Genomic DNA, 25,616 nt, shown 5'->3' with positions numbered 1-25,616 from the left:
TCCTGTGCGCGCTTCCTGTGCGCGTTGACGGAGCCTCCGACGGTGTCGCGCTGCCGACGTCCCGGACACCGCGCGCCCCTGTGCGCGTCCGCGCCTGTACCCCGGTGCGTCGGGAGCATGCGGCGGCCGGAGGGCGCGCGGGCGCACCACCATGATCCGTCTGCATCGCTTCGGGGTTTATGACTCGTGGATGCGAGTTCGCCCCCTTTCACGCCGTACCGGCGCGCGCTCCCTCCTGTTTGGCTTGCTCCTGAACACGGCCACTTTGGTCACGCCAGGCCGTTTTGCTCACTTCTGTTCATGTCCCGGGAGGGAATGTGTCCGTACCGGACGTCACCGGTTCCGCTGCCGAAGAGCCCGCTCTCGCACCACCCGCAGACAGCGCGCGCACCAGCCTCAGCACCCAGGCCGCGCGCCAACTGGCGACCACCACCAAGTCCGAGCCCCAGATGCAGGCCATCACCTCGCGATGGCTGCTGAAGACGCTGCCCTGGGTGGACGTCAAGGGCGGCTCCTACCGGGTCAACCGGCGTCTGCAGCTCCGCGTCGGCCGGGGCCGGGTCCAGTTCGAGCACAACGGCGCGGACGACATCCGGGTGATCCCGCAGACGCTCACCGAGCTGCCCGCCCTGCGCGGCTACTCCGACACCGAGGTCCTCAAGGAGCTCGCCGGCCGCTTCCGGGTCCGGGAGGTCCGGGCCGGCCAGGTCCTCTTCGAGGCCGGTCAGCCCACCACCGAGGCGTACCTCGTCGTCCACGGCCGGTTCGCCCGCTACACGGTCGGCAAGTACGGCGAGGAGGAGGTCACCGGGGTCGTCACGGACGGCGACCAGATGGGGGACGAGGCGATCGGCCGGCCCGACCCCCGGTGGCTGAGCTCGGTCCGGGCCGAAACGGCGGGCGTCCTGATGACGCTGCCCTGGGACGTGGTCCGGGAGTTCACCGACCGGGTGCCGTCCCTGGCCGCCCATCTGACGGCGTACGCGGAGCGGCAGCAGCGCCCCATGAACCGCAAGGGAGAGGCGGAGGTACCGGTGCGGGCGGGGCACGTCGGCGAGCCGACGCTGTCCGGCGGCTTCGTCGACTACGACCTCGCCCCGCGCGAGTACGAGCTCTCCCTGACCCAGACCGTGCTGCGGGTCCACAGCCGGGTCGCCGATCTCTACAACGACCCGATGGACCAGACCCAGCAGCAACTCCGGCTCACCGTCGAGGAGATCCGCGAGCGCCAGGAGTGGGAGCTGCTCAACAACCGGGAGTTCGGGCTGCTGCACAACGCCGACTACGGCCAGCGCATCAGCACCTACACCGGCCCGCCCACCCCGGACGACATGGACGAGCTGTTGTCCATGCGCCGCAAGACACGGCTGTTCCTGGCCCATCCGAAGGCGATCGCCGCCTTCTTCCGGCAGTGCAACAAGCGCGGTCTGGTACCGGGCACGGCGAATGTCGACGGCCACGAGGTGCCCGCCTGGCGCGGTGTCCCGATCTTCCCGTGCGGCAAGATCCCGGTCAGCGACACGCACACCAGCAGCATCCTCGCGCTGCGCACCGGTGAGGCGGACCAGGGAGTCGTCGGTCTGCACCAGACCGGCATCCCCGAGGAGTATCAGCCGGGCCTGAACGTCCGGTTCATGGGCATCGACCCGTCCGCCGTCATCAACTACCTCGTCACCGCCTACTACTCGGTGGCCATCCTCGTGCCCGACGCCGTCGGAGTCCTGGAGAACGTCCAGATCGGCCGGAGCGCCGACTGATCAGGTGGAGTCCCGAACCATGAGCACGCCCCCGAACACCGCCGCCGCGTTCTCGCTGCCCGGCCCGCCGAACCTCGCCCGCACCCTGCGGACCCGTCCCCCCGGCGGAGCCGTCCCCGGGCTGAGGTACCGGCCCGCCGCACCCGCCGACCCCGAGAAGGCCGAGGAGATCGACCGCAGGCTGGAGGCCTGGGCCCGCCAACTGGACCTGTTCCCCGCGCAGTGGACCGGGGACTTCACCCAGTTCCAGTTCGGCCGGGCCGTCGTCCTCCAGCATCCCGGCGCGGCCGACCTCGAACGCCTCACCGTCGCGGGCAAGCTGCTGCTGGCCGAGAACATCGTCGACAACTGCTACTGCGAGGAGGACGAGGGCAAGGGCGGCGCCCACCGTGGCCTCGGCGGCCGGCTGATCATGGCCCAGTCGGCACTCGACCCGCTCCACGGCACCCCCGAGCTGGAGGAGGAGTGGCGCCACGGTGTGCAGGCCGACGGACCGCTGCGCTCCTACCACTGGGCCCTGAAGGACTACGCGGCCCTCGCCACCCCCAGCCAGACCGACCGGTTCGTCCAGGACATCGCCCGGCTGCACCTCGGCTATCTCGCCGAGGCCGCCTGGGCGGAGACACGGCATGCGCCGCGGGTCTGGGAGTACCTGGTCATGCGGCAGTTCAACAATTTCCGTCCCTGTCTGTCCATCGTCGACGCCGTGGACGGCTACGAACTGCCCGAGGCGCTCTACGCGCGCCCCGAGGTCCAGCGGGTCACCGCGCTGGCCTGCAACGCCACGACCATCGTCAACGACCTGTACTCCTTCACCAGGGAGCTGGCGAGTGACCCGGACCATCTGAACCTGCCCCAGGTGGTGGCCGCCAACGACCAACGCGGCCTGAAGGCCGCCTACTTGAAGAGCGTCGAGATCCACAACCAGATCATGGAGGCGTTCGAGACGGAGTCGGCTCCGCTGGCCGCCCTCTCGCCCCTCCTCGAACGGTACGTCCGCGGCCTGGCCGACTGGGTGTCCGGCAACCACGAGTGGCACGCCACCAACACCGACCGCTACCAGCTGCCCAACTACTGGTAGTCCGATCCGCGCACCACAAGCAAGGAGTCACCGTTGACCATCACTCACGCCGACACCGCCCGCACACCGGTGCCGACCCAGTCCACGTACCAGTCCCGGGTCGCGGACTACTGGAACGCCGAGGAAAACCCGGTCAACCTCGAACTGGGCAAGATCGACGACCTCTACCACCACCACTACGGCATCGGGGAGGCCGACCGGTCGGTGCTGAACGAGCCGGACCCCGGCCGGCGCCGCGACCGGGTCACCGGCGAACTCCACCGGCTGGAGCACGCCCAGGCCGAACTCCTCGTCTCCCACCTCGGTGACCTCTCCCCCACCGACCGCGTCTTCGACGCCGGGTGCGGCCGCGGCGGCGGCAGCGTGGTCGCGCATCTGCGCTACGGCTGCCACGCCGACGGGGCCACGATCTCCGCCAAGCAGGCCGACTTCGCCAACGGGCAGGCCCGCAAGCGCGGTATCGACGACAAGGTGCGCTACCACCACCGCAACATGCTCGACACCGGCTTCACCCCCGGCGCGTACGCGGCGTCCTGGAACAACGAGTCGACCATGTACGTCGAGCTGGACCTGCTCTTCGCCGAGCATGCGCGGCTGCTGCGGCGCGGCGGGCGCTACGTCACGATCACCGGCTGCTACAACGACGCCTACGGGCGCGCCTCCCGCGAGGTGTCCCTCATCAACGCCCACTACATCTGCGACATCCACCCGCGTTCGGAGTACTTCCGCGCCATGGCCCGCAACCGGCTCGTCCCCGTGCACGTCGAGGACCTGACGGAGGCCGCGCTGCCGTACTGGGAGTTGCGCCGGGAGGCCGACCACCTGGTCACGGGGATCGAGGACACCTTCCTGACCGCGTACCGCAACGGCAGCTTCCAGTACCTGCTGATCGCCGCCGAGCGGGTCTGAGGACTCGGGAGACCGTGCCGGACGTCCGAGGACGCCCGGCACGGCCGTCTCACCGCGCGGGCCAGGGCACCTCCGGTGCGCGGTAGTAGTTCATGCCCAGGGCGTCCCAGCGCGGCCCCTGGGCGGCCAGCCGCACCTTGTAGTCGTCCCAGTCGTGGGTGCTCGCCGGGGACCAGCCCAGCTCCGCGATGCCGGGCAGCCGCGGGAAGGCCATGTACTCGATGTGCGCGGAGGTGGAGAGCGTCTCGGACCACAGGGGCGCCTCGACGCCGAGGAGGGAGTCCGCGGGCGCGCCCTGGAGGTAGCTGCCCGGGTCCCAGTCGTAGGAGCGCCTGGTGTCGACATAGCCGGCCCAGGACAGGCCCAGCGGCGTGTTCTTGTCGTACTTCATGTCGAGGTAGGCGCGGTCGGCGGGCGAGAGGACCAGCCGGGTGCCGTTCCGGGCGGCGTCGGCGACCTGCTGACGCTCCGCGGCGCTCGTCTTGTCGTAGCCCCAGTACTGCGCGACGGCGCCCTTCGCCGGGTGCGCCCCGGTCAGCTGGTGCCAGCCGACCACGGTCTTGCCGTATTTGGCGACCACCGGCTGGACCTTGTCCATGAAGGTCACGTAGTCCGCATGGCTGGTGGAGTGCGCCTCGTCGCCGCCGATGTGGAGGTACCGGCCGGGCGTCAGGGCCGCGACCTCACGGATGACGTCGTCGATGAAGTCGTACGTCTCCTTCTTCGGCACGCACAGGGAGCTGAAGCCGACCTCGGTGCCGGTGTAGAGCGGCGGTGCCTGGCCGTTGCAGTTGAGCGGGGCGTACGAGGCCAGCGCGGCGTTGGTGTGGCCCGGCATGTCGATCTCGGGGACGACGGTCAGATAGCGGGACGCGGCATAGCGGACGATCTCGCGGTAGTCGTCCTTGGTGTAGTAGCCGCCGGCGCCGCCGCCGACCTGGGTGGAGCCGCCGTAGGTCGCCAGCCGCGGCCAGGACTTGATCGCGATCCGCCAGCCCTGGTCGTCCGAGAGATGCAGATGCAGCTTGTTGATCTTGTACATGGCGAGCTGGTCGATGTACCGCTTGACCTGCGCCACGGTGAAGAAGTGCCGGGAGACGTCGAGCATCGCGCCGCGGTAGCCGTAGCGCGGGGAGTCGGCGATGGTGCCCCCGGCGATCCGCCAGGGCCCGCGCCGGGCGTCCTGCCGCTCCACGTCGGCGGGCAGCAGCTGGCGCAGGGTCTGGACGCCGTGGAAGAGGCCCGCGGGGCGCGCGGCACTGAGGGTGACCGCACGGCCGTCGGAGGTCAGCCGGTAGCCCTCGTCGCCCAGCCCCCCGGTGCCGCTGCCGCCGAGCCGGAGGACGATGCCGTCCCGGCCGTCCTTGGTGGTCACGGGGAGGGCGAACCCGGTGGCGGGCCGCAGCAGCCCCGCCAGATAGCCGGCGATCCGCTTGGCCTCACCGGAGCCGCCGGGCACCCGGATCCGGGTGCGGTCACCGAGGGTGTACGCGTCCCCGCCGCCGCGTACGGACGCGGGCGCGGGGATCACCCGGTCCAGTGGAGTGGCGGCCCGGGGGGCGGCACCGGCGGCGCCCTGCGGCGGTACGGCGGCGGTTCCCAGCCCCGCCGCCGCGACCAGCAGCAGCGAGAACAGCAGTCTGCGTCGTCTCATCGACGGTCCCTTCGGCGAACCTCGTGCATGGCATGGTGCATGGCATGGAGCGACCGAACGGTGACCATGCGTACCGTGAGCCTCCAATCCGGTCAAGGTTCAGACCAGTTTCCGGCCCCCAAATCGGGGATGTGCCCGATAGCGGGCAGATTTCTTGCGAATCTTCGCGGCGCCCCGCAGTATCAACGGGTGCTCGAACGCCGTCACCGCGCTGAAGCGCCGCACGAAGACCTGGTGGACCACCTGGTGCGCAGCACACCGCTACAGCGCGGTGAGGCCGCCCGGGTGGTGCTGGACGTGCTGGCGTACTTCGACGAGACCACGGAGGAGTTCGTCCGCCGCCGCCATCGGGAGCTGCAGTCCCAGGGACTGCGCAACGAGGAGATCTTCGAACGGATCCGCCACGAGATGCCGCACCGCGCCGTGGCCCCGCCCGATCTCTCGGCCCGCCAGCTGCGCCGCCTCGTCTACGGCTGACGGCCGCGCCCGGGACGCCGGGCAGCACGAACCATTGCCACAACGCTTTTCTGGGAGGGTCACTGCATGTGCGGGATCGTTGGATATATCGGCAAGCGTGATGTCGCCCCGCTGCTCCTTGAGGGTCTGCAGCGCCTGGAGTACCGGGGCTACGACTCCGCGGGCATCGCCATCCACGCCAAGGGCACCGGCAAGGCCACGGGCGGCCTGAAGACCGCCAAGGCCAAGGGCCGGGTCCGCGAGCTGGAGTCCCGGCTGCCCAAGCGCTTCGCGGGCTCCACCGGCATCGCGCACACCCGTTGGGCCACCCACGGCGCGCCGACCGACGAGAACGCCCACCCGCACCAGGACACCGAGGGCAAGGTCGCGGTCGTCCACAACGGCATCATCGACAACGCCGCGGACGTGCGCGCCAAGCTCACCGCCGACGGCATCGTCTTCGCCTCCGAGACCGACACCGAGGTGCTGGCCCACCTGATCGCCCGCTCCCCGGCCGAGAAGCTGGAGGAGAAGGTCCGCGAGGCGCTGCGGCACATCGAGGGCACGTACGGCATCGCCGTGCTGCACGCCGACTTCCCCGACCGCATCGTGGTGGCCCGCAACGGCTCCCCGGTCGTCCTGGGCATCGGCGAGCACGAGATGTTCGTCTCCTCGGACGTCGCCGCGCTGGTCTCGCACACCCGTCAGGTCGTCACCCTCGACGACGGCGAGATGGCCACCCTCAAGGCCGACGACTACCGCACGTACACCACCGAGGGCTCGCGCACCACGTCCGCCCCGGAGACCGTCGAGTACGCGGCCGAGTCCTACGACTTGGGCGGCCACGACACCTACATGCACAAGGAGATCTCCGAGCAGGCGGACGCGGTGGACCGCGCGCTGCGCGGGCGGATCGACGACCGCTTCTCCACCGTGCACCTCGGCGGCCTGAACCTCGACGCCCGCGAGGCGCGCGGGGTGCGCCGGGTGAAGATCCTGGGCTGCGGCACCTCGTACCACGCGGGCCAGATCGGCGCGCAGATGATCGAGGAGCTGGCCCGGATCCCCTCGGACGCCGAGCCGGCCTCCGAGTTCCGCTACCGCAACCCGGTCGTGGACCCCGACACGCTGTACGTGGCCGTCTCCCAGTCCGGTGAGACCTACGACGTGCTGGCGGCCGTCCAGGAGCTCAAGCGCAAGGGCGCACGGGTGCTGGGCCTGGTGAACGTGGTCGGCTCGGCGATCGCCCGGGAGACCGACGGCGGCATCTACGTCCACGCCGGCCCCGAGGTCTGCGTGGTCTCCACCAAGTGCTTCACCAACATGGTGGTCTCCTTCGCGCTGCTCGCCCTGCACCTCGGCCGGATCCGTGATCTGTCCGTCGCGGACGGCAAGCGGATCATCGAGGGTCTGCGCAAGCTGCCCGCGCAGATCGACGAGATCCTCAAGGGCGAGGAGGACATCAAGAAGCTGTCGGCCGCCTATGCGGACGCCAAGTCGATGATGTTCATCGGCCGGGTGCGCGGCTACCCGGTGGCCCGCGAGGCCTCCCTGAAGCTCAAGGAGGTCTCCTACATCCACGCCGAGGCCTACCCGGCGTCGGAGCTCAAGCACGGCCCGCTGGCCCTCATCGAGCCCGCGATGCCGACCGTCGCGATCGTCCCCGACGACGACCTGCTGGAGAAGAACCGCGCCGCGCTGGAGGAGATCAAGGCCCGCAGCGGCCGCATCCTGGCCGTCGCGCACCAGGAGCAGGAGAAGGCCGACCACACCATCGTCGTCCCGAAGAACGAGCCCGAGCTGGACCCGATCCTCATGGGCATCCCGCTCCAACTGCTCGCCTACCACACGGCGTTGGCCCTCGGCCGCGACATCGACAAGCCCCGCAACCTGGCGAAGTCCGTCACGGTCGAGTAGCAACCGGGGGGGAGCCCGGTGGAGCGCTCCCCCCACCTCACCCCAATCCACCCCACCGAAGCGACAATTGAGCACCCCCCACGGCGCCCAGCCACCTCCGCGAAAGCGGCGCCGGCTCAGGCGCAAAGGCGAGTTGGTCCGCGCCGGGGGCGCGTCAGGGAATCACGATGACCGGGCGCTGCGCCCGGCGGGCCAGCCGGCCGGCCACCGAGCCGAAGATCCGGCCGACGATGCCGTGTGTGGAGCCGACCACGATCGCGTCGGCCTCGTACTCCCGGCCGACCTCCTCCAGCTCGTGGCAGATGTCACCGCCGCGCTCGACGAGGATCCAGGGCACCTCGGTGAGATGGTCCGCACAGGCCAGCTCCAGGCCGAGCACTTCGGTGCGGTGATCCGGCACATCCACGAAGACCGGGGGCTCACAGCCCGCCCAGACGGTCGTCGGCAGCCGGTTGGCCACATGGACGATGATCAGACCCGAGCCGAGGCGCCGGGCCATACCGATTGCATACGCCAACGCTCGCTCGCTCGACATGGAGCCGTCGAAGCCGACCACGACGCCGTGCCGGAACGCGGGGTCGCAGGAGTGGCGCGTCTTTTCCGCCGCTTCGAGGTCCGCCATGGGATCGGCGACCTGCTTGCGGTCCGCGGGTTCGGGGATTTCGTGACCGGCCATTGGTGTCTCGGCGAGGACGTCCTCTTGCGGAGGGGCGAACGGGGAACGGCGATTGACTTGATCCGGCAGTTGACTGAGCTGGCGCGCCCGAGGTGCGGGAGCCATAGTTCAAAGAGGAACGATACGACTGGGAATCATCTTCCCAACCCGATACCCCAAGAGTACGGCGCCACTCCCCCGCTGCCCAGAGCCCGCAACGGACGCGGGGCGCCCGCGCGAGGTGGGTGGGGCCTCGAACGTTCCCCGGAGCATGCCGGAGCGTGGCGCGGATGGCAATGCCCCGGCCTGCCCCCGTACGTACCCCTCGCGGTGACCCATGATCGTCGTCGGCGTTGTAGTAACAGCCCGTCCGAGGGGAGTGCGCGGTGCCGTTGCCGTCCGACAGATCACCCGACCCAGTGAGCGATGTGGTGCGCTGGGGCGCGTTCAGCTGTGCCCTGGTACCCCTCGTACTGATCTTCAGCGGCGCCTCCTGGGCCGGTGCGACCGGCGCCGCCGCCGGTCTGGCCGCTGTGACCTGCGCCTGTCGCGCACTGTTGCGGCATTCCGAACGGACCGCCGCGCGGGTCCGCGTGCGTGAGGTCGGAAGACACCGGGACAGAAGCGGACGTTCAGGGGCGGCGGCGCACGGGGGCGGCCGGCATTCCGAAGGGCGTACGCCGGTCGATTGAGGGCGCCTGCAAGTCTGCGCGCGACCGTTTTCAGCCAACTTCCGGCCGAGGTCCACACCTTGTCCGCGGCACCCCTCAACCCTGGTGTGAGCAGGGAGGAAAGGACCGCTGGGCATGGTTGTGCCCTACTGCGAACGGGCAGAGCCGAGACGCGTACTTCCCATGTAGGCCCGACGAGTGGAACGCTTCGTGATCGAATGCTTCGCGCCAAGTTGCCATATCGACATACCAGCGGGTGGTGAACTTGGCACTCCATCCTCACGGAACACAGTAGATTCGATCTTGGTAGCAATGGCGGGGGAACTGTGCAGGACCGAGAGGGCGAGACGACCGAGGGGGGCTTAAGTGCCATGAGCCAGGACTCCGCTGCCGTACCAGATGCCGCACGCAAGCTCGCCGCCCGACGACGCCGCGAAATAGTCGCGGTGCTCCTCTTCAGCGGCGGCCCCATTTTCGAGAGCTCCATTCCGCTCTCGGTCTTCGGCATCGACCGCCAGGACGCAGGCGTCCCGCGGTACCGGCTGCTTGTGTGCGCGGGCGAAGATGCGCCTTTGCGCACGACCGGGGGGCTCGAACTTTCCGCCCCCTACGGGCTGGAGGCGATCTCCCGTGCCGGGACGGTCGTCGTACCGGCCTGGCGTTCCATCACCCAGGCCCCGCCGCCCGCCGCGCTCGACGCGCTGCGCCGCGCGCATGAAGAAGGGGCCAGAATCGTCGGGTTGTGCACGGGGGCGTTCGTCCTCGCCGCGGCCGGACTGCTCGACGGCCGCCCGGCCACGACCCATTGGATGTACGCGCCGACGCTCGCCAAGCGTTATCCGTCCGTCCATGTGGACCCCCGCGAGCTCTTCGTCGACGACGGCGATGTGCTCACGTCCGCGGGGACGGCGGCCGGTATCGACCTGTGTCTGCACATCGTGCGCACCGACCACGGCGCGGACGCCGCGAACGCGCTGGCCCGCCGGCTCGTCGTGCCGCCCCGCCGCACCGCGTCCGACATGGGGCACCAGCGCTACCTGGACAGGTCATTACCTGAAGAGATCGGCGCCGACCCGCTCGCCGAGGTCGTCGCCTGGGCGCTGGAGCATCTCCACGAGCAGTTCGACGTGGAGACGCTGGCCGCGCGCGCCTACATGAGCAGGCGCACCTTCGACCGGCGCTTCCGTTCCCTGACCGGGAGCGCTCCGCTGCAGTGGCTGATCACCCAGCGGGTGCTGCAGGCCCAGCGGCTGCTGGAGACCTCCGACTATTCGGTGGACGAGGTCGCCGGGCGCTGCGGATTCCGCTCGCCGGTCGCCCTGCGCGGCCACTTCCGACGGCAGCTGGGCGCCTCGCCCGCGGCCTACCGTGCGGCCTACCGCGCGCGCCGGCCGCAGAACGGGGGGTCCGAACCCGCGCTGAGACCGGAGCGGGCGGAGCGTGCCGAGCGGCCGGAGCGCGAGCGGGCGGCGCTGGGGGCGGGCAGCGGGGACCGGTATGCGGCCGCCGCGCTGGCCGGCCACGGACTGGCGACCGCCGAAGCGGCCGAAGCGGGCAAACCGCAGTCGGACGCCTACGCCTCCCGCCTGCCGGAATCCCCGGTCGGCCGGGGAGCGGGCCGCCCCGTGCTGCCCGGACAGCGGGAGCGCCCCGTAGGGTGAGATGTATGAACGATCGCATGGTGTGGATCGACTGCGAGATGACCGGACTCTCGCTGGCGAATGACGCGCTCATCGAGGTGGCCGCACTGGTCACCGACTCGGAGCTGAATGTGCTGGGCGACGGGGTGGATGTGGTGATCCGCCCTCCGGCCGAGTCGCTCGGCACCATGCCGGAGGTGGTGCGCCAGATGCACACCGCCTCCGGGCTGCTGGAGGAGCTGGACAGCGGGACGACGCTGGAGGCGGCGGAGGCGCAGGTGCTTGCGTACATCAAGCAGCATGTGCCGGAGCCGGGGAAGGCGCCGCTGTGCGGCAATTCCGTCGGCACCGACCGTGGCTTCCTGCTGCGCGACATGCCGACGCTGGAGAGCTACCTCCACTACCGGATCGTCGATGTCTCGTCCGTGAAGGAACTGGCCCGGCGCTGGTTCCCGCGGGCCTACTTCAACAGTCCGGACAAGAACGGCAACCACCGGGCGCTGGCGGACATCCGCGAATCCATCGCGGAACTGCGCTACTACCGGGAGGCGGTCTTCGTGCCGCAGCCCGGCCCCGACTCGGACACCGCGAAGGCCATCGCCGCCAAGCACGTCTTGCCGGCCGAGCAGCAGTCCACACCGTAGTGAGCCGGAGGGCGCGTGTCGCGCGGTGCCCGGGTCCGCCCGTGACCCGCGCGACACGCCCTCGGTCCCGGGACACGAAACCTGGGCGCGAGCACCCCTCCGGACCCTGTACACTTTTTCTCAGCCGGTGGGGAAAAAGAACCACACAGCACCGGTCATGGTGGGTATAGCTCAGCTGGTAGAGCACCTGGTTGTGGTCCAGGATGTCGCGGGTTCAAGTCCCGTTACTCACCCCACTTCAAGGCCCCCGACCTCAGGTCGGGGGCCTTGGCGTTTGTCGGCGTACCGGCTCCCCTTATATGCCGCCATATATAGGGAGCCGGATTTGGGGGGCCGGATGTGGGGAGTCGGATGTGGGGAGTCGGCTTCCGGAAGGGGTGCCGGTTCAGTAGCCGACGGTGAAGCGCTCGCCGAGGTGGCGGGGCCGCTCGATCTCGTCGAGGACGGCGACGGCGTAGTCCTCGGTGGATATCCGGCTGTGGCCCCCGGCGTCGGTGACCAGATCGTCGGTGGCGGTGCGGTAGCTGCCGGTGCGCTCGCCGGGCTCGATGGTGGCCGCCGGGCTGAGGTTGGTCCAGCGCACATCGGAGACGGAGCGGTAGAAGTCCAGCGCGTCGCCGTGGGCGTGCATGATCTGCAGCAGGAATTCGGGGAGGCCCTCCGCGTCCCAGACCTGCTTGCCGTCCGGGGTGCGCAGCGAGCCGGCACCGCCGACGGTGAGCAGCCGGGGTGCCGCGTCGCCGAGGGTGCGCAGACCGGCGACGAGGGACTCGGCGGCGGGCTTGATCGTGGCGATGTGGCCCGGGCCGTCGCCGCCGCCGACCGCGCTCACCAGGACGTCCCGGCCCTTGGCCGCGGCGGCGACGGAGGCCGGGTCGAGGATGTCGCCGGTGGTCACGGTCAGGTGCTCATCGGTCGTGGTGATCTTGGCGGGGTCGCGGACGACCGCGGTGACCCGGTGGCCGCGCCGGAGGGCCTCGTGGAGGATGCGGCTTCCGATGGTGCCGTTGGCCCCGAAGAGAGCGATCGTGGACATGGTGGGTCTCCCAGCTGTTCCGTGGTCCCGGTCGGGACTTCCGTTTTCCGTCAGCTGATGTGCTGACGTCTTTACGCTAGGGGCACGAGCAGGACGTTTCGGGGTAGCGAGGAGACCAGCGATGGTCAGAAAGCGACAGGAGGGCGGGGAGCCCGTTCCGGAGATCCGGGAGGTGGCGTTCTCCGCGCCGGCCGGGCGGCCGGCCGGGGTGGAGGTGCTGACGCTCGCGGAGCTGCGGGCGCGGGCGGACGCCTGCCAACTGGCCACCCCGCACCGCCCCGGCTTCCACCATCTGCTGCTCCTGGACCGCGGCCGGCTGGTGCACAGCGTCGACTTCCGGGAGCACCTCATGGCCCCGGGCGATCTGCTGTGGTCGCGCCCCGGGCAGGTCCAGCACTTCGGCGATCTGACGGGTGCGGAGGGGCGGCTGGTGCTCTTCGAGGCGGGCTTCCTGGACCCGGCGACCGCGGCCGCGGCCCGGATCGAGGACTGGTACGGGCCGCCCGTACGGCATCCCGAGGGCGCTGCGGCGCGGGGCGTGGCCGAGGCGCTGCGGCAGCTGCACACCGAGTTCGGGGCGCTGGGCGGGCTGCCGCTGGAGATCCACCTCGATGTGCTGCGGCATCTGCTGGCCGTGCTGGTGCTGCGGGCCGCGCACCCGGGTGGTGCGGCGGGCGGGGAGCGCGACGGGGCCTGTGCGGCGAGCGCGACGTATCTGCGTTTCCGGGACGCGGTGGAGCGGGGCTTCACCCGCAGCCGCCGGGTCGCCGACTACGCCCGCTCGCTGGGCTATGCGCCGCGCACCCTCTCCCGGGCCACCGAGGCCGCCGCCGGGGTGGGGGCGAAGGAGTTCATCGACCGGCGGGTGGCGCTGGAGGCCAAGCGGCTGCTGGCGCACGGCGATCAGTCCGCGGCCCGGATCGCGGACCGGCTGGGCTTCGCCGACGCCACCAACTTCAGCAAGTTCTTCCAGCGGCAGACGGGCACCACCCCGATCGCCTTCCGGATGGCCGTACGGGGCGGTGCGGGCTGAGGACGTGCCGCGCACGGAGGAGGGGCGGGGCGCAGCGGTTGGGCCCGCTGCGCCCCGCCTCGGGGGCGAGCGGTCCGGGGGGGACGGACCGCCGGTGGGGGTCAGCCCTTGTACGCGCCGAAGGCCTTGGTGAAGTCCAGCGGGCCCTGCTCGATGGAACTGCAGGTCGGCTGCGCGGAGTTGCCGGCGCCGCCCGGGCAGGCCTTGTCGCGGGTCGAGGACCACATCGACAGCCAGGCCAGGTGCTTGGCCTTGGCGAACTTCACCAGCTGGGTGGCGTCGTCACGGCGGAAGATCTCGGACTGGACGTCGTTGACGCCGATCATCGGGGTCACGGCCACGGTCTTCCAGGCGGCCTTGTCGCTCAGGCCGAGGGCCTTCTTGAGCTGGCCCTGGGTGGCGGTGGCGGCCTGGGTGGCGTAGGTGCCCATGTCGCCGCTGTAGGCGGGTCCGTAGTCCATCGCCATGATGTTGACGGCGGAGATCTTGACGCCGTTCTTCTTGGCGTCGGCGACCAGGTTCACCCCGTCCTGGGTCAGGCCCTCGGGCATGACCGGCAGGGTGAAGGAGACGTCGAGGCCGGGGTGCTTCTTCTGGAGCCGGTTGATGGCCTGGGCGCGGCGGGTGTTGGCGGCGGTGTCCGGCAGTGCGCCGCCCTCGATGTCGAAGTCGACCTTGGTGAGCTCGAACCGGTCGATGACCTTGCCGTAGGCGGCGGCCAGATCGCCCGTGGAGCCGCAGGCCAGGCCGAGTTCGGAGCCGTTGGCGCCGCCGAAGGAGACCCGGACGTCGCCGCCGGCCGCGCGCAGTGCGGGGATCTGCCGGGCCACCGGGTTGTCGCCCAGCTCGCCCGAGCCGCCCCACTTGGGCACACAGCCGCCGCCGGAGGTGACGAAGGCGAGGTGGAAGTTCTTCACCCCGGTCTTCTTGGCGGTGTCGGCCAGGTCGTAGGCGGGGCTGAGCGAGGTGTCGACGTACGGGGCGAAGCCGGCCGCTGCCTTCGCGGCGGCGGGCGCGGGCCGCGGGGCCTTGGTGGCCATGGCGGAACCGGCGATGGCGAAGGCGCCGCCGGCGGCGACCGCGGCGGCCGCGCCGGTCACGATCAGCTTGGTGGTGCGGCTCTTGCGCCGGCGGTGTACCGAGGAAGTCATCGCGTGCCTGCCTGTCGTCACATGAGGGGGGTGGGGTGCACCGTGGTGCGTCCCGCACGCTAGCGGCAGCGAAACGGACAAATGCCGGTAATGGCACGGCAGTTGGCGGACTTATGGCGGCCTTAAGGCAGCGGAAGGGGGTGGTTAAGAGCCCCCGGCATGTGCCCCGTTCAGGTGCCGGTGCGGGCCGCCCGCCGCCACCGGGTACGGAGCGTGCGGCGCAGCCGGTGGCCGCGTCGTCCGCCGTGCGGGGCGCGCCGGCCGTCCAGCGCCAGCCAGATGCGTACCTCGGTGCCGCCGAGCACCGAGCGGCCGATGCGCACATCGCCGCCGGTGGACTCGGCCAGCCGGCGCACGATGTCCAGACCGAGGCCGGTGGAGCCTTCCCCACCGCCGCCGTGGCCGCGGCGCAGTGCGGCCGCCGGGTCGGCGATGCCCGGCCCGGCGTCCGAGACCAGCACGATCACCGCCTCTTCCGCGTTGTGGACGTCGACCGCGAAGGCGGTCCCCTCGGGGGTGTGCCGGAAGACGTTGCCGAGCATCGCGTCCAGGGCGGCGGCGAGTTCGGGGCGGGCGACGGGGATGCGTACGGGGCGGTCCGCGCCGGCGACGCGTACGGTGCGGCCCTCGTCCTCGGCGAGCGCCGACCAGAACGCCATCCGCTCGCGGATCACCTCGGCGGCGTCACAGCCGACCGCGGCGGCCGCCTGCTGGGTCTGGGCCTTCTGCTCGCGGGCGGTACGGATGATCTGGTCGACCTCGCGCTCCAGTTGCTCGACGGCGGCCCGGGTCTGCTCGGCGGCCGGGGTGTCGCCGAGGGAGGCGGTGTTGAGCCGGAGCACGGTCAGCGGGGTGCGCAGCCGGTGCGAGAGGTCGGCGGCCAGTTCCCGTTCGTTGGCCAGCAGTTGGACGACCTGGTCGGCCATGGAGTTGAACGCGCTGGCCGCCAGGCGCAGTTCCTTGGGGCCGTCCTCCGGGACACGTACGCCGAGCTCACCCTTGCCGAGGTCATGGGCGGCGCCGGCGAGGCGTTCGGCGGGCCGGACCATACGGGTGCCGAGCCGGTCGGCGACCGCGACCGAGCCGATGACCAGCGCGAGACCGACACCGGCCAGCACCAGCCAGGAGGTGGTGACGCCGTTGGTGAGCGCCGCGTCGGGGACGAACACCTCGACGACGGCGATACCGGAGGCGACCGCGGTCGGCTGGAGGAGCGAGGAGCCGCCGGGGACCGGCGAGATGGAGGCCCGGCCCAGCTTGACGGCCGCCGCCACATCGGCCTCCGGGGCGCGCCGGGTGCCGATCTCGGCGGATCTGCCGTTCCTGCCGCTCGCCGGGACATGGACGCCGATCCGGCCGCCGGAGCCGGTCTCGGCGCTGGCGACGGCGCGCTCCAGCTGGGTGCGGTCGGTGGTGATGGCGAGGACCGGGCCGATGGTGGCGGCCTGCCGCTCGGCGCTTCCGTAGGCGCGGTCGCGGGCCAGCTCCTTGACGACGAGTCCGAGGGGGACGGCGAAGGCGACCACGACCATGGCGGTGACCGCCAGGGCCACCTTGACCAGGGCCCATCTCACCGTGGTGGCTCCAGCTTCACCCCGACACCCCTCAGAGTGTGCAAGTACCGTGGTTTCGCCGCGGTTTCGCCCAGTTTGCGGCGCAGCCAGGACAGATGGACGTCGATGGTCTGGTCGTCGCCGTAGGACTGCTGCCAGACCTCGGCGAGGAGTTCCCTGCGGGGGACGACGACACCGGGACGGCCGGCGAGGAAGGCCAGCAGGTCGAACTCCCGGCGGGTCAAATCGAGTGTGACACCGTCCAGTTCGGCCTGCCGGCGCAGCGGGTCGATGGACAGGCCGCCCACCCGGATCACTCGTGAGGGCGGTTCCGCGCCGGCCGCCGCGGACCGGGAGCGGCGGAGTACGGCCGCCATCCGGGCCGAGAGGTGCTCGACGGAGAACGGCTTGATGAGGTAGTCGTCGGCGCCGTCGTTCAACAGCCGGACGATATCGGCCTCGTCGTCCCGGGCTGTGGCGATGATCACTGGGACATCGGTGATTCCGCGAAGCATCTTGAGCGCCTCGCCCCCGTCCAGATCGGGCAGACCGAGGTCGAGGATGACGACGTCGAAACCGACGTGTGCCACCTCGCGGAGCGCTTCCAGGGCGGTACCGACACTGCGTACCGTGTGGGCGGCCTCGGTCAGATGCCGGATGAGGGCCGAGCGTACGAACTGGTCGTCCTCGACCACGAGCACACTTGCCATGGGCGGCACCGTACGCCATTCGGGCGGGGTTACCTGCCCGAGGTTGACAGCGGGGCGGTGCGGTCCGCGGTACCGGACGGGCTGCACGGGGACAGGGCGGTGGTGCAGTATGACCCGGATGCAACGAGGACTGGTTCACGCGGCGGCCTGGACGCTGGCGACCGGCGCCGCGGTCACCCTGTCGTGGTTCGGCGTGCACACCGTGCTGTCCGGCACGGCGTACGACGCGCCGCGTGCCCTGCCCCTGACCGACCAAGTGGCCTCCTCGGGGCGGCAGTCGGACGACGGCGCCACACCGCGGGTCTCCTCCACGCACCGCCCCAAGCCGTCCCCCTCGGCGGGCCGCAGCAAGGCGCCCGGCGACCACGAACCCTCGCGGCCGCCCACCCCGTCGCACACCGGCTCCCCCCGGTCGGGGTACCCGGGCACCGGCCGGCCGGGCGGCTCCGCCCCGGCCTCCGACGGCCGGGTCAAGAGCTACTCCACGGCGGGCGGCCGGGTGGTCATCGACATGGACAACCGGTCCGCCGAGCTGGTGTCGGCGACCCCGAACCCGGGCTGGGAGATGCAGGTGTGGAAGCAGGTGGGGTGGCTGCGGGTCGACTTCACCGGCGGCGGCGCCCATACGTCCGTGATCTGCACCTGGAACGGCCATCCGCCGACGGTGGAGACCAGCGACCACGCGACGTAGAACGGCCGCGCGCCGCCCGTCAGTCGAAGGCGTCGGCCGGCGGGGCGGGTGAGGGGAGGGCGGTGGCGTCGGTGACCGGGGCCGCGCCGCCGGTGAAGTCCAGCAGCGCGCGGCCGTGTTCGACCCGGCCGGACTGGGGGTCGGTCGCCGCCCGCCGGGTCAGTTCGGCGACCGGCAGCTCCCCGTCGGCGGCCAGCAGCACGGCGTTGCCGAAGCGCCGGCCGCGCAGTACGGCCGGGTCGGCGGTCAGACACAGCTCGGGGAAGACCGTACGGACCGTGGCGATCTGGGCGCGCAGAAACCGCAGCGGCGGCCCGTCGGCGAGATTCGCCGCGTAGAACCCGCCGGGCCGCAGCGCCCGGTGCACCTCCGCCACGAATTCGGTACTGGTCAGATGCGCGGGCGTGCGGGCACCGGCGAAGACATCGGCGATGATCAGATCCGCCCAGCCGTCCGGGACCTTCGCCAGACCGGCGCGGGCGTCGCCGCCGCGCACCCGTATCCGCCAGCCGCTGTCCAACGGCAGCTGCCGGCGTATGAGAGGGACCAGCGCCGCGTCGATCTCCACGACCTGCTGGGTGGACCGCGGCCGGGTCGCCGCGACATAGCGGGCCAGGGTCAGGGCGCCGCCGCCGAGGTGGACGACGCGCAGCGGTTTGCCGGCCGGTCCGGCCAGATCGGCGAGGTGGCCGAGCCGCCGCTGATAGGGGAATTCCAGATATGCGGGGTCGTCGAGGTCCACATGGGACTGCGGAGCACCGTCGATCAGCAGTGTCCAGCCGCGCGGCCGGTCCCGGTCGGGACGTAGCTCGGCAAGCCCGCCGTCCACCGTTTCGGTGACGGGCTCCGGGCCGCCGCGCCCTCGTCTGCTCTTCGCCATGCCCTCCAGTATGGCCTGTGCCCGGGATGCCGTATCCGCTGGTCAGCGCGATAGCGGCGCCCGGAGGCCAAGGGGCCGGGCGTGCGGAGCAGAGTGGCGAACCACCCACGACCGAGGTCACGGGTGATCCGCCAACTGCACATCATGACCCGTGCCGGCCCGATGTCCATCCGGACCGGCGGGCGGATCACCTATTGACGCATGCGTTCCCGAACGCCGGGTTCAACGCCGCGACAAGGTTGAGGCTGTTGCCGCAGATGTTGATCGGGATGTTGATCGGGACCTGGACATTGTTGCCACTGAGAATGCCCGGGGAACCCGCGGCAAAGCCCGCCGCATTGGCGCCACTGCGGTGGTTGTACAAACCGCGGTGGTCGTGACGGTAGCTGTCGTGATGGTCGTGGTGACCACGGCCGTGGTCCCCGCTTGCAGATGCGATGCCTGCGCCACCCAGAACCATGGCACAGCTGGCCGCAGTCATCGCGGCGGTCGTAACAAACCGCTTCATCCCATTCTCCTTTCAGTTCGCGAATGGGGCAACCGGTCACAACGAGCGGAATGAGTCAGGGATGCGGGCATTCCCTCTTCCGGGAAATCGTTAGGCCTTCTGGCAGTAATGGCCGGGCGGTACGAAGTCCGGCATTCCGCCGAATGGCCGCCCCCGACCGGGGTCCGGCGTGCCTGCCGCGGTTTCCAACATGATTTCTGTCAGAGTGCTCTCCTGTTTGACTGATTGAAGTCGGAGAGGAAGACATGCGGAAGTCGATGGACCGCACCGGGCGCGGCGTCGTATGCGCGCTGGCGTCCTTGGCATTGTCGGCCGCCTTGTCTTCGGCGGTGGCCGCGCCGGCTCCCATGGAATCCGCACGAATTCCGTTCACCGAGCGCTATCACGCCACCCAGCACGGCGGTATCGCGCGTGCCGCCAACTCCTCCGTCACCTGCAAAACGGCGGCCGGCCGCACCGCCACCCCGTGTGCGGCGGTCCAGCAGGGCGGCGCCGGAGCGAACGGCCACTACCGGATGGCGTACATCGACGTCGACTCCGACGCCCGTACCGCCAACTCCAGCAGCGCCACCCTGCGGATCCCGGCCGGCTCCCGGGTGAGCTACGCCCGGCTGTACTGGGGCGGCAGCCTGCGGGGCAGCGGGCAGAAGGCCGCCAAGGACAACGGCCGGGTGCTGCTCGCCGAGCCCGGCGGCCGGTACCGACAGGTGCGCGCCGACACCATGACCGGGCACCGCCCGCACTCCGCGACCGAGGGATTCCAGGCCTCCGCGGAGGTCACCGAACTGGTGCGGAACAGCGGCGGCGGCGCCTACACGGTGGCGCAGATCAATATGGCGACGGGCCATTCCACGGCCGGCGTCTGGGGCGGCTGGACATTGGTGGCCGCATACGAGAACAAAAAGCAGCCGCTGCGCAGAATCGCGCTGTGGGACGGCTTCCAGTCGCTGGGCGCGGACCGCCGGGAGCTTTCGGTGCGACTGCCCGGACTGCGTATCCCGGCGAATTCACACGGCCTGGCGGGCGCGGTGGCATACGACGGCGACCGGGGCCACGGAAATGACACGCTCACCGTCCGGGCCGGACAGCACCGCGCGCACACGGTGCGGGACACCGCCAATCCGGCGAATGATGTGATGAATTCGACGGTCACCGATCTCGGCCGCCCGACGATGCGGTGGCCCGCTTACCGGAACACGCTCGGATTTGATTCCGACGTATTCGACATCACGCCCGCGCTGCGGTCCGGCGGCGACCGGCTCACTTTCCGCTTCACCACCACTCGCAATCCCGGATATCTGCTCGGCGCGCTCTTCGTCCAGACCGATACCAGGCGCTGAGCGACGCGCCCCGGGAATTCCGGAGAGCAGAGAGCGGATCAGCCGATGCGGATCAGCCGATGACGACGGAGAGCGCGGACGCGCACCGCTCCGCCCGGGTCCCGCCCCCGTCGGCGGTCCCCCGCCCGGCAGCCGCGGTCCGTCCGCCGCGCGGGCCGGGGCGGGAAACCCTTCCCCCGCCCCGGCCCGGCCGCGGTGTACGGCGGCGGACCGTCGCCCCGCTGCTCGCCGTCGACGCTCTGGCCACCGCGGCCACCGCGCTGCTCGTCCTCGGCCCCGGAACGGCGCCGGCCGCACTCGGCCTCCTCCTGGCGGGTCTGCTGCTGCTCCACTCCCACGCCGGTCTCTACCGTCCCGGCCCCGCCCCGCGCACGCTGAACGATCTGCCGACGCTGCTGGGCCGGTCCGCCGTCTGCTGGTGCGCGGCGGCCGCGGTGCTCGCCGCCGTACGCCCCGGGCAGGCGCTGCCGCCGGCCCTGCTGGTGGGTGCGGTGGCGGTGCACACCGCGCTGGGCTGCGGCGGCCGGGCCGCGGTGCACCGGGCCCGCCGCGCCGCCGCCCGCCGCCGGCCCCGCGCCACGCTGATCGTCGGCACCGGCCCGGCGGCCCGGCAGCTCGCCGCCGTCCTGCACACCCACCCCGAGTACGGGATGCGCCCGGTGGGCGTGGTCACCCCGCCGTCGCTGCCGCCCGCCGGATCCGACGCAACGGGCACCTCCGGATCCGGCACGCCCCCGGGCACCGCCGGACCGCCGCTGCCGCGGCTCGGCTCCGCGCAGGACATCACCCGCGCCGTCATCCAGCACACCGTGCGGGACGTGGTGTTCACCCTGCCGCCGTACGGCGATCCGCACACCACCGCACTGCTGCGCCGCTTCATCGCGCAGGGCTCGGCCGTCTGGCTGGCCGGCGCCGCGGCCGCCCGCGAGGGCCGGACGCCGCATGCGGACACCGACCACCTGAGGGGCTTCGCCTGCCGGCTCCTGGACACCGCCCCGCCGCGGCACGGCGGTGGGAGCAAGCGGCTGCTGGACCTCACACTGGCCGCGTCGGGGCTGGTGGTCACCGCCCCGGTACTGCTGGGCTGCGCCCTCGCGGTGCGGCTCGCCGTCGGTCCCGGTGTGCTTTTCCGGCAGGAACGCATCGGCCGAGGGGGCCGCAGTTTCACCCTGCTGAAGTTCCGCACCTGGCAGCCGTGCGACGAGCACGAGGCGGCGACGCGGTGGAGCCTGGCGGACGAGAGCCGGATGAGCCGGGTCGGCCGGCTGCTGCGGCGCACCTCGCTCGATGAGCTGCCGCAGCTGTGGAACGTACTGCGCGGCGAGATGAGCCTGGTCGGGCCGCGCCCGGAACGTCCCTTCTTCGTCGAGCGGTTCCTCGGGACCTGCCCCGACTACGGCGCCCGGCTCCGGATGCCGGCGGGTATGACCGGCCTGGCGCAGGTGCACGGGCTGCGCGGCGACACCTCCGTCGAGGACCGGGTCCGCTTCGACAACCTCTACATCGACAGCTGGTCACTGCGGCAGGACCTGCTGATCCTGCTGCGCACCGTGGCCTCGGTGGTGCGGCTGGAGGGCAGATGAGCGCGGGCGCCCCGCCGCTGCGCCGCCCCGGCCGCACCGCCGCGGTGCCCGTCCCGCCCGGCAGGCCCGGGGGCGACCACGCCTGGGATCCGCCGGACCCCCGTAACCGCGCCCTGCACCCGCTGTGGCGCCGTGCCCTGCCCCCCGACCGGACCACCACCCCGGCCGCTACCTCTGGAGGCATCCGGTGAAGGTTCTGCATGTGATCACAGACCTCGACGTGGGCGGCGCCGAACAGCAGCTGCGGCTGCTGCTGCGCCGGCTCCCCGCGCACTGCGAGGTCCTCACTCTGACCGGTCCGGGCCCGGTCGCCGAGGGCATCGAGGCCGACGGCACCCCCGTCCGCCACCTCGGCATGACCGGCAACCGCGACCTGACCGCGCTCCCCCGTCTCGCCGGGCTGATCCGCGACGGCGGCTACGACCTGGTGCACACCCACCTCTACCGGGCCTGCGTCTACGGCCGGGTCGCCGCCCGGCTGGCCGGCGTACGGGCCGTGGTCGCCACCGAACACTCCCTGGGCGACGCGGTCATCGAGGGCCGCCGGCTGACCCGTGGCGTCCGCACCCTCTACCGGGCCACCGAACGGCTGGGGACGGCCACGGTCGCCGTCTCGGACACCGTCGCCGCCCGGCTGCGCCGCTGGGGCGTACCGGAGCAGCGGATCCACGTGGTCCCCAACGGGATCGAGGCCCACCGGTTCGGTTTCGACCCGGCGGCGCGGGCGCTGGTGCGTACCCGGCTGGGCCTGCCGCTGGATGCCTTCGTGGTCGGTGGCGCCGGACGGCTGGTGCCCGGCAAGCGGTTCGATGTGCTGGTCCGCGCGGTGACCCAGCTGCCCGGTGTGCACCTGCTGTTGGCGGGTGCGGGGCCGGAGCGGGAGATGCTGCGGCGGATGGCGGAGCAGTTCGGCTCGGGCGACCGGATCCATCTGCTGGGCGAGCGCGACGGCGCGGTCGACACGGCGGCCGCCGGCCGAGGGGCCGCCGGGCCCGATATCCCCGGTCTGCTCTCCGCCATCGACGTCTTTGTCTCGCCCTCCCCGGACGAGGCGTTCGGGCTGGCCGTCCTGGAGGCGCTCGCGTCCGGGCTGCATGTGCTCTACGGCAGCTGCCCGGCGGTCGACGAACTGCCCGCCGACCGGGCCCCCGGCGCCCGCCACTTCGGCCTCAACGTCCATGAACTGGGCACCGCCCTGCGGGACCTGCGGCGTCAGGGCCCGGGCCGGCTGCCGGTCCCGCCGGTGGTGCGGCGCTATGACATCAGCCGCAGCGCCGAGGCGCTGATGTCCGTGTACGAGCAGGCCGTGGCCGTGACCTCGGCACGGCGCAGGACCCCGGCGGTCGTGCCGCCGCCGCAGGGCCGGGCCGCCGTGCTCCCCGCGGCGAGCGTGTCGCTGCCGGACCCGTCCCGGTCGCCCGACCCGTCCCCGCTCCCGAACAGGTAGGCAGCGCCATGGCCGAGGCCGTGAGAGATGAGACCGGGTCGGCGTACGACGGGACGGCGCGCGCCGACGGGAGCGTGCGCGCCGACGGGAGGGCGGGCGGCCGGTCGCGGCGACACCGCTGATGCTGACGTACCGTCCGCTGTCGCGGTTGCTGCCCGTGCCGGTGCCGGTGCCGGTTCCGGCAGGCGCCTCCGGTGCGGAAGGGCGCCGGACGGCAAGGGCCTGCCGCCGCCCCCGACGCCCGGGCCGACGGGCCGGTGCTGTGGAACGGCGTCCGTCCCTCCGCACGCCCGCCGCGTCGGCAATCCCCTGACGCCCTCCGGGAGATGACCCGTACGGCGCGCCCCGGCCCCTCCCCGACAGCCCCTGACCGCCCTCCGTCCCCCACACGGTCCACCGAAGGCAAGGGCGGAGCCGCATCGCGCGCACCGCACCGCGCACCAACCCGCACCGCACAAAAGAAAGAGCAGGGAACTTCCATGTACGACCTCGTCGTGGTGGGCGCCGGCCCCTACGGACTCTCGATCGCCGCGCATGCGGCGGCGGCCGGACTGCGGCTGCGGGTCCTGGGCCGGCCGATGGCCTCGTGGCGCGCTCACATGCCCGACGGCATGCTCCTCAAGTCCGAGCCCTGGTCCACCGATCTCTCCGACCCGGCCGGCGGCCACACCCTGGCCGACTACTGCGCCGCCCACGATCTGACCGCCGAGCACGGCGTCCCGCTGCCCCTCGACACCTTCGCCGCGTACGGCAGGTGGTTCGGCGAACGGGCGGTACCGCAGGTCGAGGAGGTCACCGTCACCTCCGTACGCCCTGACGGCGACGGCTTCCACGTCGAGACGGACACCGGCGAGCAGATCCCGGCCCGGACCGTGGCGCTCGCCGTCGGGGTGATGCCCTTCGTCAACCGCCCGTGGCCGCTGCTCGAACTGCCCCCGGAGCTCGCCTCGCACAGCAGCGACCACCGCGATCTGCGCCGCTTCGCCGGCCAGGACGTCACCGTGCTCGGCTCCGGGCAGTCCGCGCTGGAGACCGCGACCCTGCTGGCCGAACAGGGCGCCCGGCCCCGCCTCGTGGCCCGTGCCGACCACCTGCGCTGGAACGCCCCGCCACAGCCGCTGGCGCGCGGCCGGCTGCGCGCGCTGCGCGACCCGCACTCCGGGCTCGGCACCGGCTGGCCGAACTGGCTGTGGTCGCAGATGCCCGGGGCGGTACGCCGGCTGCCCCCGGGAACCCGGGTGCACATCGCGGAGAACGCGCTGGGCCCGGCCGGCGCCTGGTGGCTGCGGGAGCGCTTCGAGCCGGCGGTGCCGGTGCTGCTGGGCCACCGGGTCCGGGCGGCGGCTCCCCAGGATGACGGGGTGCGGCTCCACCTCACCCATACGGACGGCCGCACCGAGACCCTCGACACCCAGCACGTGGTGGCGGCCACCGGCTTCACCCCGGACCTCGGGCGGCTGCGGCTGCTCGCTCCCCAAGTGCGCACCACCCTGCGGACGGTGGGCGGCAGCCGGGCGCCCGAGCTGAGCTCCGGCTTCGAATCGTCCTGGCCCGGGCTGTTCTTCGCGGGGCTGCTGACCGCGCCGTCGTTCGGCCCGTCGATGCGCTTCGTGTACGGCGCGGCCTTCACCGCGGCGCGGATGCTGCGCGGCGTACAGCGCCGGCTCGGCGACCGCCGCGGCGCCACCACCATCCCCCGCCCGGCACGGGACAGCACACCGGCCGCCCACTAGGGGGCACCATAAGGGGCCACCCGCCCGAAGGGGCCGTCCGGCATCGGCCGGGCGGCCCCTTTCGCGTACGGTCCGGCCGGTGTCACTGGCAGCGGTCGACGGCCTCGATCGTGCGGGCCGCCTCGCCGAGCGCCGCCCGCAGGACGGCCGGATCGGTGGCGGCGGCGCCCGCGCCCTCCGGCGGCACCAGCCAGCCGGTGCCGGTCACCGGCGGCTCCTCCGGGGCCCCTTCCTCGCACAGTGCGCCCAGTGCGATCCCCCGCCCGGAGGTCTGGGTACAGGCACTGCCCGGCACGTCCCAGCCGTCCGCCGTGCCCGCGGGCACCAGAAAGCCGAGGGTGTCGCAGGCGCCGTCATGGAGGACGGGGCCGACCCCGTCCCGCAGCCGGAGGATGTCGACGGCTTCCAGGCCCTGCCGGGCCGGCACCGTGACGAGGTCACACGCCTGGGCCGGTACGGCCGGTCCCCCGGCCGCGACGGCCGGTCCCCGCCCACCGCCGGCCTGGCCCGCGGACCCGTTGCCGCCCCTGCTCACGCCGGTCTCCCACACGGAGAACCCCTCCTCCT

At 72.0% G+C, this 25,616-nt stretch carries 22 protein-coding genes, 1 tRNA gene and 1 pseudogene; 15 read left to right on the top strand and 9 right to left on the bottom strand.

What is annotated here, in order from left to right; genetic code table 11:
* Nucleotides 1-317 precede the first annotated feature (317 nt).
* Genes STRNI_RS27050 through STRNI_RS27040 form a run of 3 tightly spaced genes read left to right on the top strand, consistent with a single transcriptional unit; the run spans nt 318 to nt 3,747 of the window.
* A complete protein-coding gene (locus STRNI_RS27050) occupies nt 318-1,757 on the top strand; it encodes a family 2B encapsulin nanocompartment shell protein (RefSeq protein WP_109889926.1) in 1,440 nt (479 codons plus the stop codon).
* Nucleotides 1,758-1,776: 19 nt separating this feature from the next.
* On the top strand, nt 1,777-2,838 hold the full coding sequence (locus tag STRNI_RS27045; RefSeq protein ID WP_018093087.1) for a family 2 encapsulin nanocompartment cargo protein terpene cyclase: 1,062 nt from the start codon (nt 1,777-1,779) through the stop codon (nt 2,836-2,838).
* Between the two features lie 33 nt (nt 2,839-2,871).
* The gene (locus STRNI_RS27040) at nt 2,872-3,747 is read left to right on the top strand and encodes a geranyl diphosphate 2-C-methyltransferase (RefSeq protein WP_277412168.1); all 876 of its coding nucleotides are present in this window, start codon (nt 2,872-2,874) and stop codon (nt 3,745-3,747) included.
* Nucleotides 3,748-3,796: 49 nt separating this feature from the next.
* On the opposite strand, the gene STRNI_RS27035 is transcribed toward STRNI_RS27040, so the two are convergent.
* Complete coding sequence (locus STRNI_RS27035) at nt 3,797-5,401, bottom strand: beta-N-acetylhexosaminidase (RefSeq protein ID WP_159488184.1); 1,605 nt, start codon at nt 5,399-5,401, stop codon at nt 3,797-3,799.
* A 189-nt stretch (nt 5,402-5,590) separates the two neighbouring features.
* On the opposite strand from STRNI_RS27035, the gene STRNI_RS27030 reads away from it, so the two are divergent.
* Both STRNI_RS27030 and glmS read left to right on the top strand, forming a co-directional pair.
* The gene (locus STRNI_RS27030) at nt 5,591-5,878 is read left to right on the top strand and encodes a hypothetical protein (protein WP_026170258.1); all 288 of its coding nucleotides are present in this window, start codon (nt 5,591-5,593) and stop codon (nt 5,876-5,878) included.
* Between the two features lie 66 nt (nt 5,879-5,944).
* Nucleotides 5,945-7,774 (top strand): glutamine--fructose-6-phosphate transaminase (isomerizing), encoded by a 1,830-nt coding sequence (glmS, locus tag STRNI_RS27025; RefSeq protein ID WP_018093092.1) that lies wholly within the window; start codon nt 5,945-5,947, stop codon nt 7,772-7,774.
* A gap of 154 nt (nt 7,775-7,928) precedes the next feature.
* On the opposite strand, the gene STRNI_RS27020 is transcribed toward glmS, so the two are convergent.
* Complete coding sequence (locus STRNI_RS27020; RefSeq protein ID WP_018093093.1) at nt 7,929-8,450, bottom strand: universal stress protein; 522 nt, start codon at nt 8,448-8,450, stop codon at nt 7,929-7,931.
* 1,021 nt (nt 8,451-9,471) lie between these two features.
* Here STRNI_RS27020 and STRNI_RS27010 point away from each other — a divergent pair.
* From STRNI_RS27010 to STRNI_RS27000, 3 genes are all read left to right on the top strand, one after another.
* Complete coding sequence (locus STRNI_RS27010; protein WP_026169937.1) at nt 9,472-10,761, top strand: GlxA family transcriptional regulator; 1,290 nt, start codon at nt 9,472-9,474, stop codon at nt 10,759-10,761.
* A gap of 5 nt (nt 10,762-10,766) precedes the next feature.
* Entirely contained in the window at nt 10,767-11,384 is a 618-nt protein-coding gene (gene orn / locus STRNI_RS27005; RefSeq protein WP_026169936.1) for an oligoribonuclease, read from the top strand.
* 160 nt (nt 11,385-11,544) lie between these two features.
* Nucleotides 11,545-11,620 (top strand) — tRNA-His (locus STRNI_RS27000).
* Between the two features lie 149 nt (nt 11,621-11,769).
* On the opposite strand, the gene STRNI_RS26995 is transcribed toward STRNI_RS27000, so the two are convergent.
* Nucleotides 11,770-12,420 (bottom strand): NAD(P)-dependent oxidoreductase, encoded by a 651-nt coding sequence (locus STRNI_RS26995; RefSeq protein WP_277412167.1) that lies wholly within the window; start codon nt 12,418-12,420, stop codon nt 11,770-11,772.
* Between the two features lie 121 nt (nt 12,421-12,541).
* Here STRNI_RS26995 and STRNI_RS26990 point away from each other — a divergent pair, with 121 nt between their 5' ends.
* The gene (locus STRNI_RS26990) at nt 12,542-13,453 is read left to right on the top strand and encodes a helix-turn-helix transcriptional regulator (RefSeq protein ID WP_109889938.1); all 912 of its coding nucleotides are present in this window, start codon (nt 12,542-12,544) and stop codon (nt 13,451-13,453) included.
* Between the two features lie 101 nt (nt 13,454-13,554).
* On the opposite strand, the pseudogene STRNI_RS26985 reads toward STRNI_RS26990, so the two are convergent.
* From STRNI_RS26985 to STRNI_RS26975, 3 genes and pseudogenes are all read right to left on the bottom strand, one after another.
* Nucleotides 13,555-14,531, bottom strand: a pseudogene (locus STRNI_RS26985) (chitinase); the annotation flags it as partial.
* 243 nt (nt 14,532-14,774) lie between these two features.
* On the bottom strand, nt 14,775-16,178 hold the full coding sequence (locus STRNI_RS26980; RefSeq protein WP_018091392.1) for a sensor histidine kinase: 1,404 nt from the start codon (nt 16,176-16,178) through the stop codon (nt 14,775-14,777).
* Entirely contained in the window at nt 16,175-16,867 is a 693-nt protein-coding gene (locus STRNI_RS26975; RefSeq protein ID WP_018091391.1) for a response regulator transcription factor, read from the bottom strand. Before STRNI_RS26975 ends, STRNI_RS26980 begins: the two co-directional genes overlap by 4 nt.
* A gap of 118 nt (nt 16,868-16,985) precedes the next feature.
* Here STRNI_RS26975 and STRNI_RS26970 point away from each other — a divergent pair, with 118 nt between their 5' ends.
* The gene (locus tag STRNI_RS26970) at nt 16,986-17,558 is read left to right on the top strand and encodes a hypothetical protein (RefSeq protein WP_159488180.1); all 573 of its coding nucleotides are present in this window, start codon (nt 16,986-16,988) and stop codon (nt 17,556-17,558) included.
* 19 nt (nt 17,559-17,577) lie between these two features.
* On the opposite strand, the gene STRNI_RS26965 is transcribed toward STRNI_RS26970, so the two are convergent.
* Both STRNI_RS26965 and STRNI_RS26960 read right to left on the bottom strand, forming a co-directional pair.
* On the bottom strand, nt 17,578-18,438 hold the full coding sequence (locus STRNI_RS26965) for a spermidine synthase (RefSeq protein WP_018091389.1): 861 nt from the start codon (nt 18,436-18,438) through the stop codon (nt 17,578-17,580).
* 187 nt (nt 18,439-18,625) lie between these two features.
* Nucleotides 18,626-18,946, bottom strand: coding sequence for a chaplin (locus tag STRNI_RS26960; RefSeq protein WP_078518717.1), 321 nt, complete (start codon nt 18,944-18,946; stop codon nt 18,626-18,628).
* A gap of 245 nt (nt 18,947-19,191) precedes the next feature.
* Here STRNI_RS26960 and STRNI_RS26955 point away from each other — a divergent pair, with 245 nt between their 5' ends.
* The 5 genes from STRNI_RS26955 (at nt 19,192) to STRNI_RS26935 (ending at nt 25,049) form a co-directional block, all read left to right on the top strand.
* Complete coding sequence (locus STRNI_RS26955) at nt 19,192-20,286, top strand: hypothetical protein (protein WP_381845814.1); 1,095 nt, start codon at nt 19,192-19,194, stop codon at nt 20,284-20,286.
* Between the two features lie 59 nt (nt 20,287-20,345).
* Nucleotides 20,346-21,869 (top strand): sugar transferase, encoded by a 1,524-nt coding sequence (locus STRNI_RS26950; protein ID WP_159488178.1) that lies wholly within the window; start codon nt 20,346-20,348, stop codon nt 21,867-21,869.
* Nucleotides 21,866-22,060, top strand: a complete 195-nt coding sequence (locus STRNI_RS26945; RefSeq protein ID WP_277412165.1) for a hypothetical protein — start codon at nt 21,866-21,868, stop codon at nt 22,058-22,060. Before STRNI_RS26950 ends, STRNI_RS26945 begins: the two co-directional genes overlap by 4 nt.
* Nucleotides 22,057-23,316, top strand: coding sequence for a glycosyltransferase (locus tag STRNI_RS26940; RefSeq protein WP_018091385.1), 1,260 nt, complete (start codon nt 22,057-22,059; stop codon nt 23,314-23,316). The genes STRNI_RS26945 and STRNI_RS26940 overlap by 4 nt, the downstream gene beginning before the upstream one ends.
* Nucleotides 23,317-23,795: 479 nt before the next feature.
* Nucleotides 23,796-25,049 (top strand): NAD(P)-binding domain-containing protein, encoded by a 1,254-nt coding sequence (locus STRNI_RS26935; RefSeq protein WP_109889946.1) that lies wholly within the window; start codon nt 23,796-23,798, stop codon nt 25,047-25,049.
* A gap of 82 nt (nt 25,050-25,131) precedes the next feature.
* On the opposite strand, the gene STRNI_RS26930 is transcribed toward STRNI_RS26935, so the two are convergent.
* Nucleotides 25,132-25,599: a hypothetical protein gene (locus STRNI_RS26930; protein ID WP_266443091.1), complete on the bottom strand. Its 468-nt coding sequence runs from the start codon at nt 25,597-25,599 to the stop codon at nt 25,132-25,134.
* Nucleotides 25,600-25,616 lie beyond the last annotated feature (17 nt).

It is taken from the genome of Streptomyces nigrescens, assembly GCF_027626975.1.
Taxonomy (GTDB): domain Bacteria; phylum Actinomycetota; class Actinomycetes; order Streptomycetales; family Streptomycetaceae; genus Streptomyces; species Streptomyces nigrescens.
Note: the sequence above shows the minus strand (reverse complement) of the source record. Positions and strands in the feature narration are given on the sequence as shown.

Excerpts from the sequence above, each read along its gene's own strand:
- STRNI_RS26935 (WP_109889946.1), top strand. The coding sequence starts at position 23,796 with ATGTACGACCTCGTCGTGGTGGGCGCCGGCCCCTACGGACTCTCGATC.
- STRNI_RS26950 (WP_159488178.1), top strand. The coding sequence starts at position 20,346 with ATGACGACGGAGAGCGCGGACGCGCACCGCTCCGCCCGGGTCCCGCCC.
- STRNI_RS26990 (WP_109889938.1), top strand. The coding sequence starts at position 12,542 with ATGGTCAGAAAGCGACAGGAGGGCGGGGAGCCCGTTCCGGAGATCCGG.
- STRNI_RS26975 (WP_018091391.1), bottom strand. The coding sequence starts at position 16,867 with ATGGCAAGTGTGCTCGTGGTCGAGGACGACCAGTTCGTACGCTCGGCC.
- glmS (WP_018093092.1), top strand. The coding sequence starts at position 5,945 with ATGTGCGGGATCGTTGGATATATCGGCAAGCGTGATGTCGCCCCGCTG.
- STRNI_RS26945 (WP_277412165.1), top strand. The coding sequence starts at position 21,866 with ATGAGCGCGGGCGCCCCGCCGCTGCGCCGCCCCGGCCGCACCGCCGCG.
- STRNI_RS27035 (WP_159488184.1), bottom strand. The coding sequence starts at position 5,401 with ATGAGACGACGCAGACTGCTGTTCTCGCTGCTGCTGGTCGCGGCGGCG.
- STRNI_RS26965 (WP_018091389.1), bottom strand. The coding sequence starts at position 18,438 with ATGGCGAAGAGCAGACGAGGGCGCGGCGGCCCGGAGCCCGTCACCGAA.
- STRNI_RS27020 (WP_018093093.1), bottom strand. The coding sequence starts at position 8,450 with ATGGCCGGTCACGAAATCCCCGAACCCGCGGACCGCAAGCAGGTCGCC.
- STRNI_RS27045 (WP_018093087.1), top strand. The coding sequence starts at position 1,777 with ATGAGCACGCCCCCGAACACCGCCGCCGCGTTCTCGCTGCCCGGCCCG.
- STRNI_RS27010 (WP_026169937.1), top strand. The coding sequence starts at position 9,472 with ATGAGCCAGGACTCCGCTGCCGTACCAGATGCCGCACGCAAGCTCGCC.
- STRNI_RS26970 (WP_159488180.1), top strand. The coding sequence starts at position 16,986 with ATGCAACGAGGACTGGTTCACGCGGCGGCCTGGACGCTGGCGACCGGC.
- STRNI_RS26960 (WP_078518717.1), bottom strand. The coding sequence starts at position 18,946 with ATGAAGCGGTTTGTTACGACCGCCGCGATGACTGCGGCCAGCTGTGCC.
- STRNI_RS26995 (WP_277412167.1), bottom strand. The coding sequence starts at position 12,420 with ATGTCCACGATCGCTCTCTTCGGGGCCAACGGCACCATCGGAAGCCGC.
- orn (WP_026169936.1), top strand. The coding sequence starts at position 10,767 with ATGAACGATCGCATGGTGTGGATCGACTGCGAGATGACCGGACTCTCG.
- STRNI_RS26955 (WP_381845814.1), top strand. The coding sequence starts at position 19,192 with ATGCGGAAGTCGATGGACCGCACCGGGCGCGGCGTCGTATGCGCGCTG.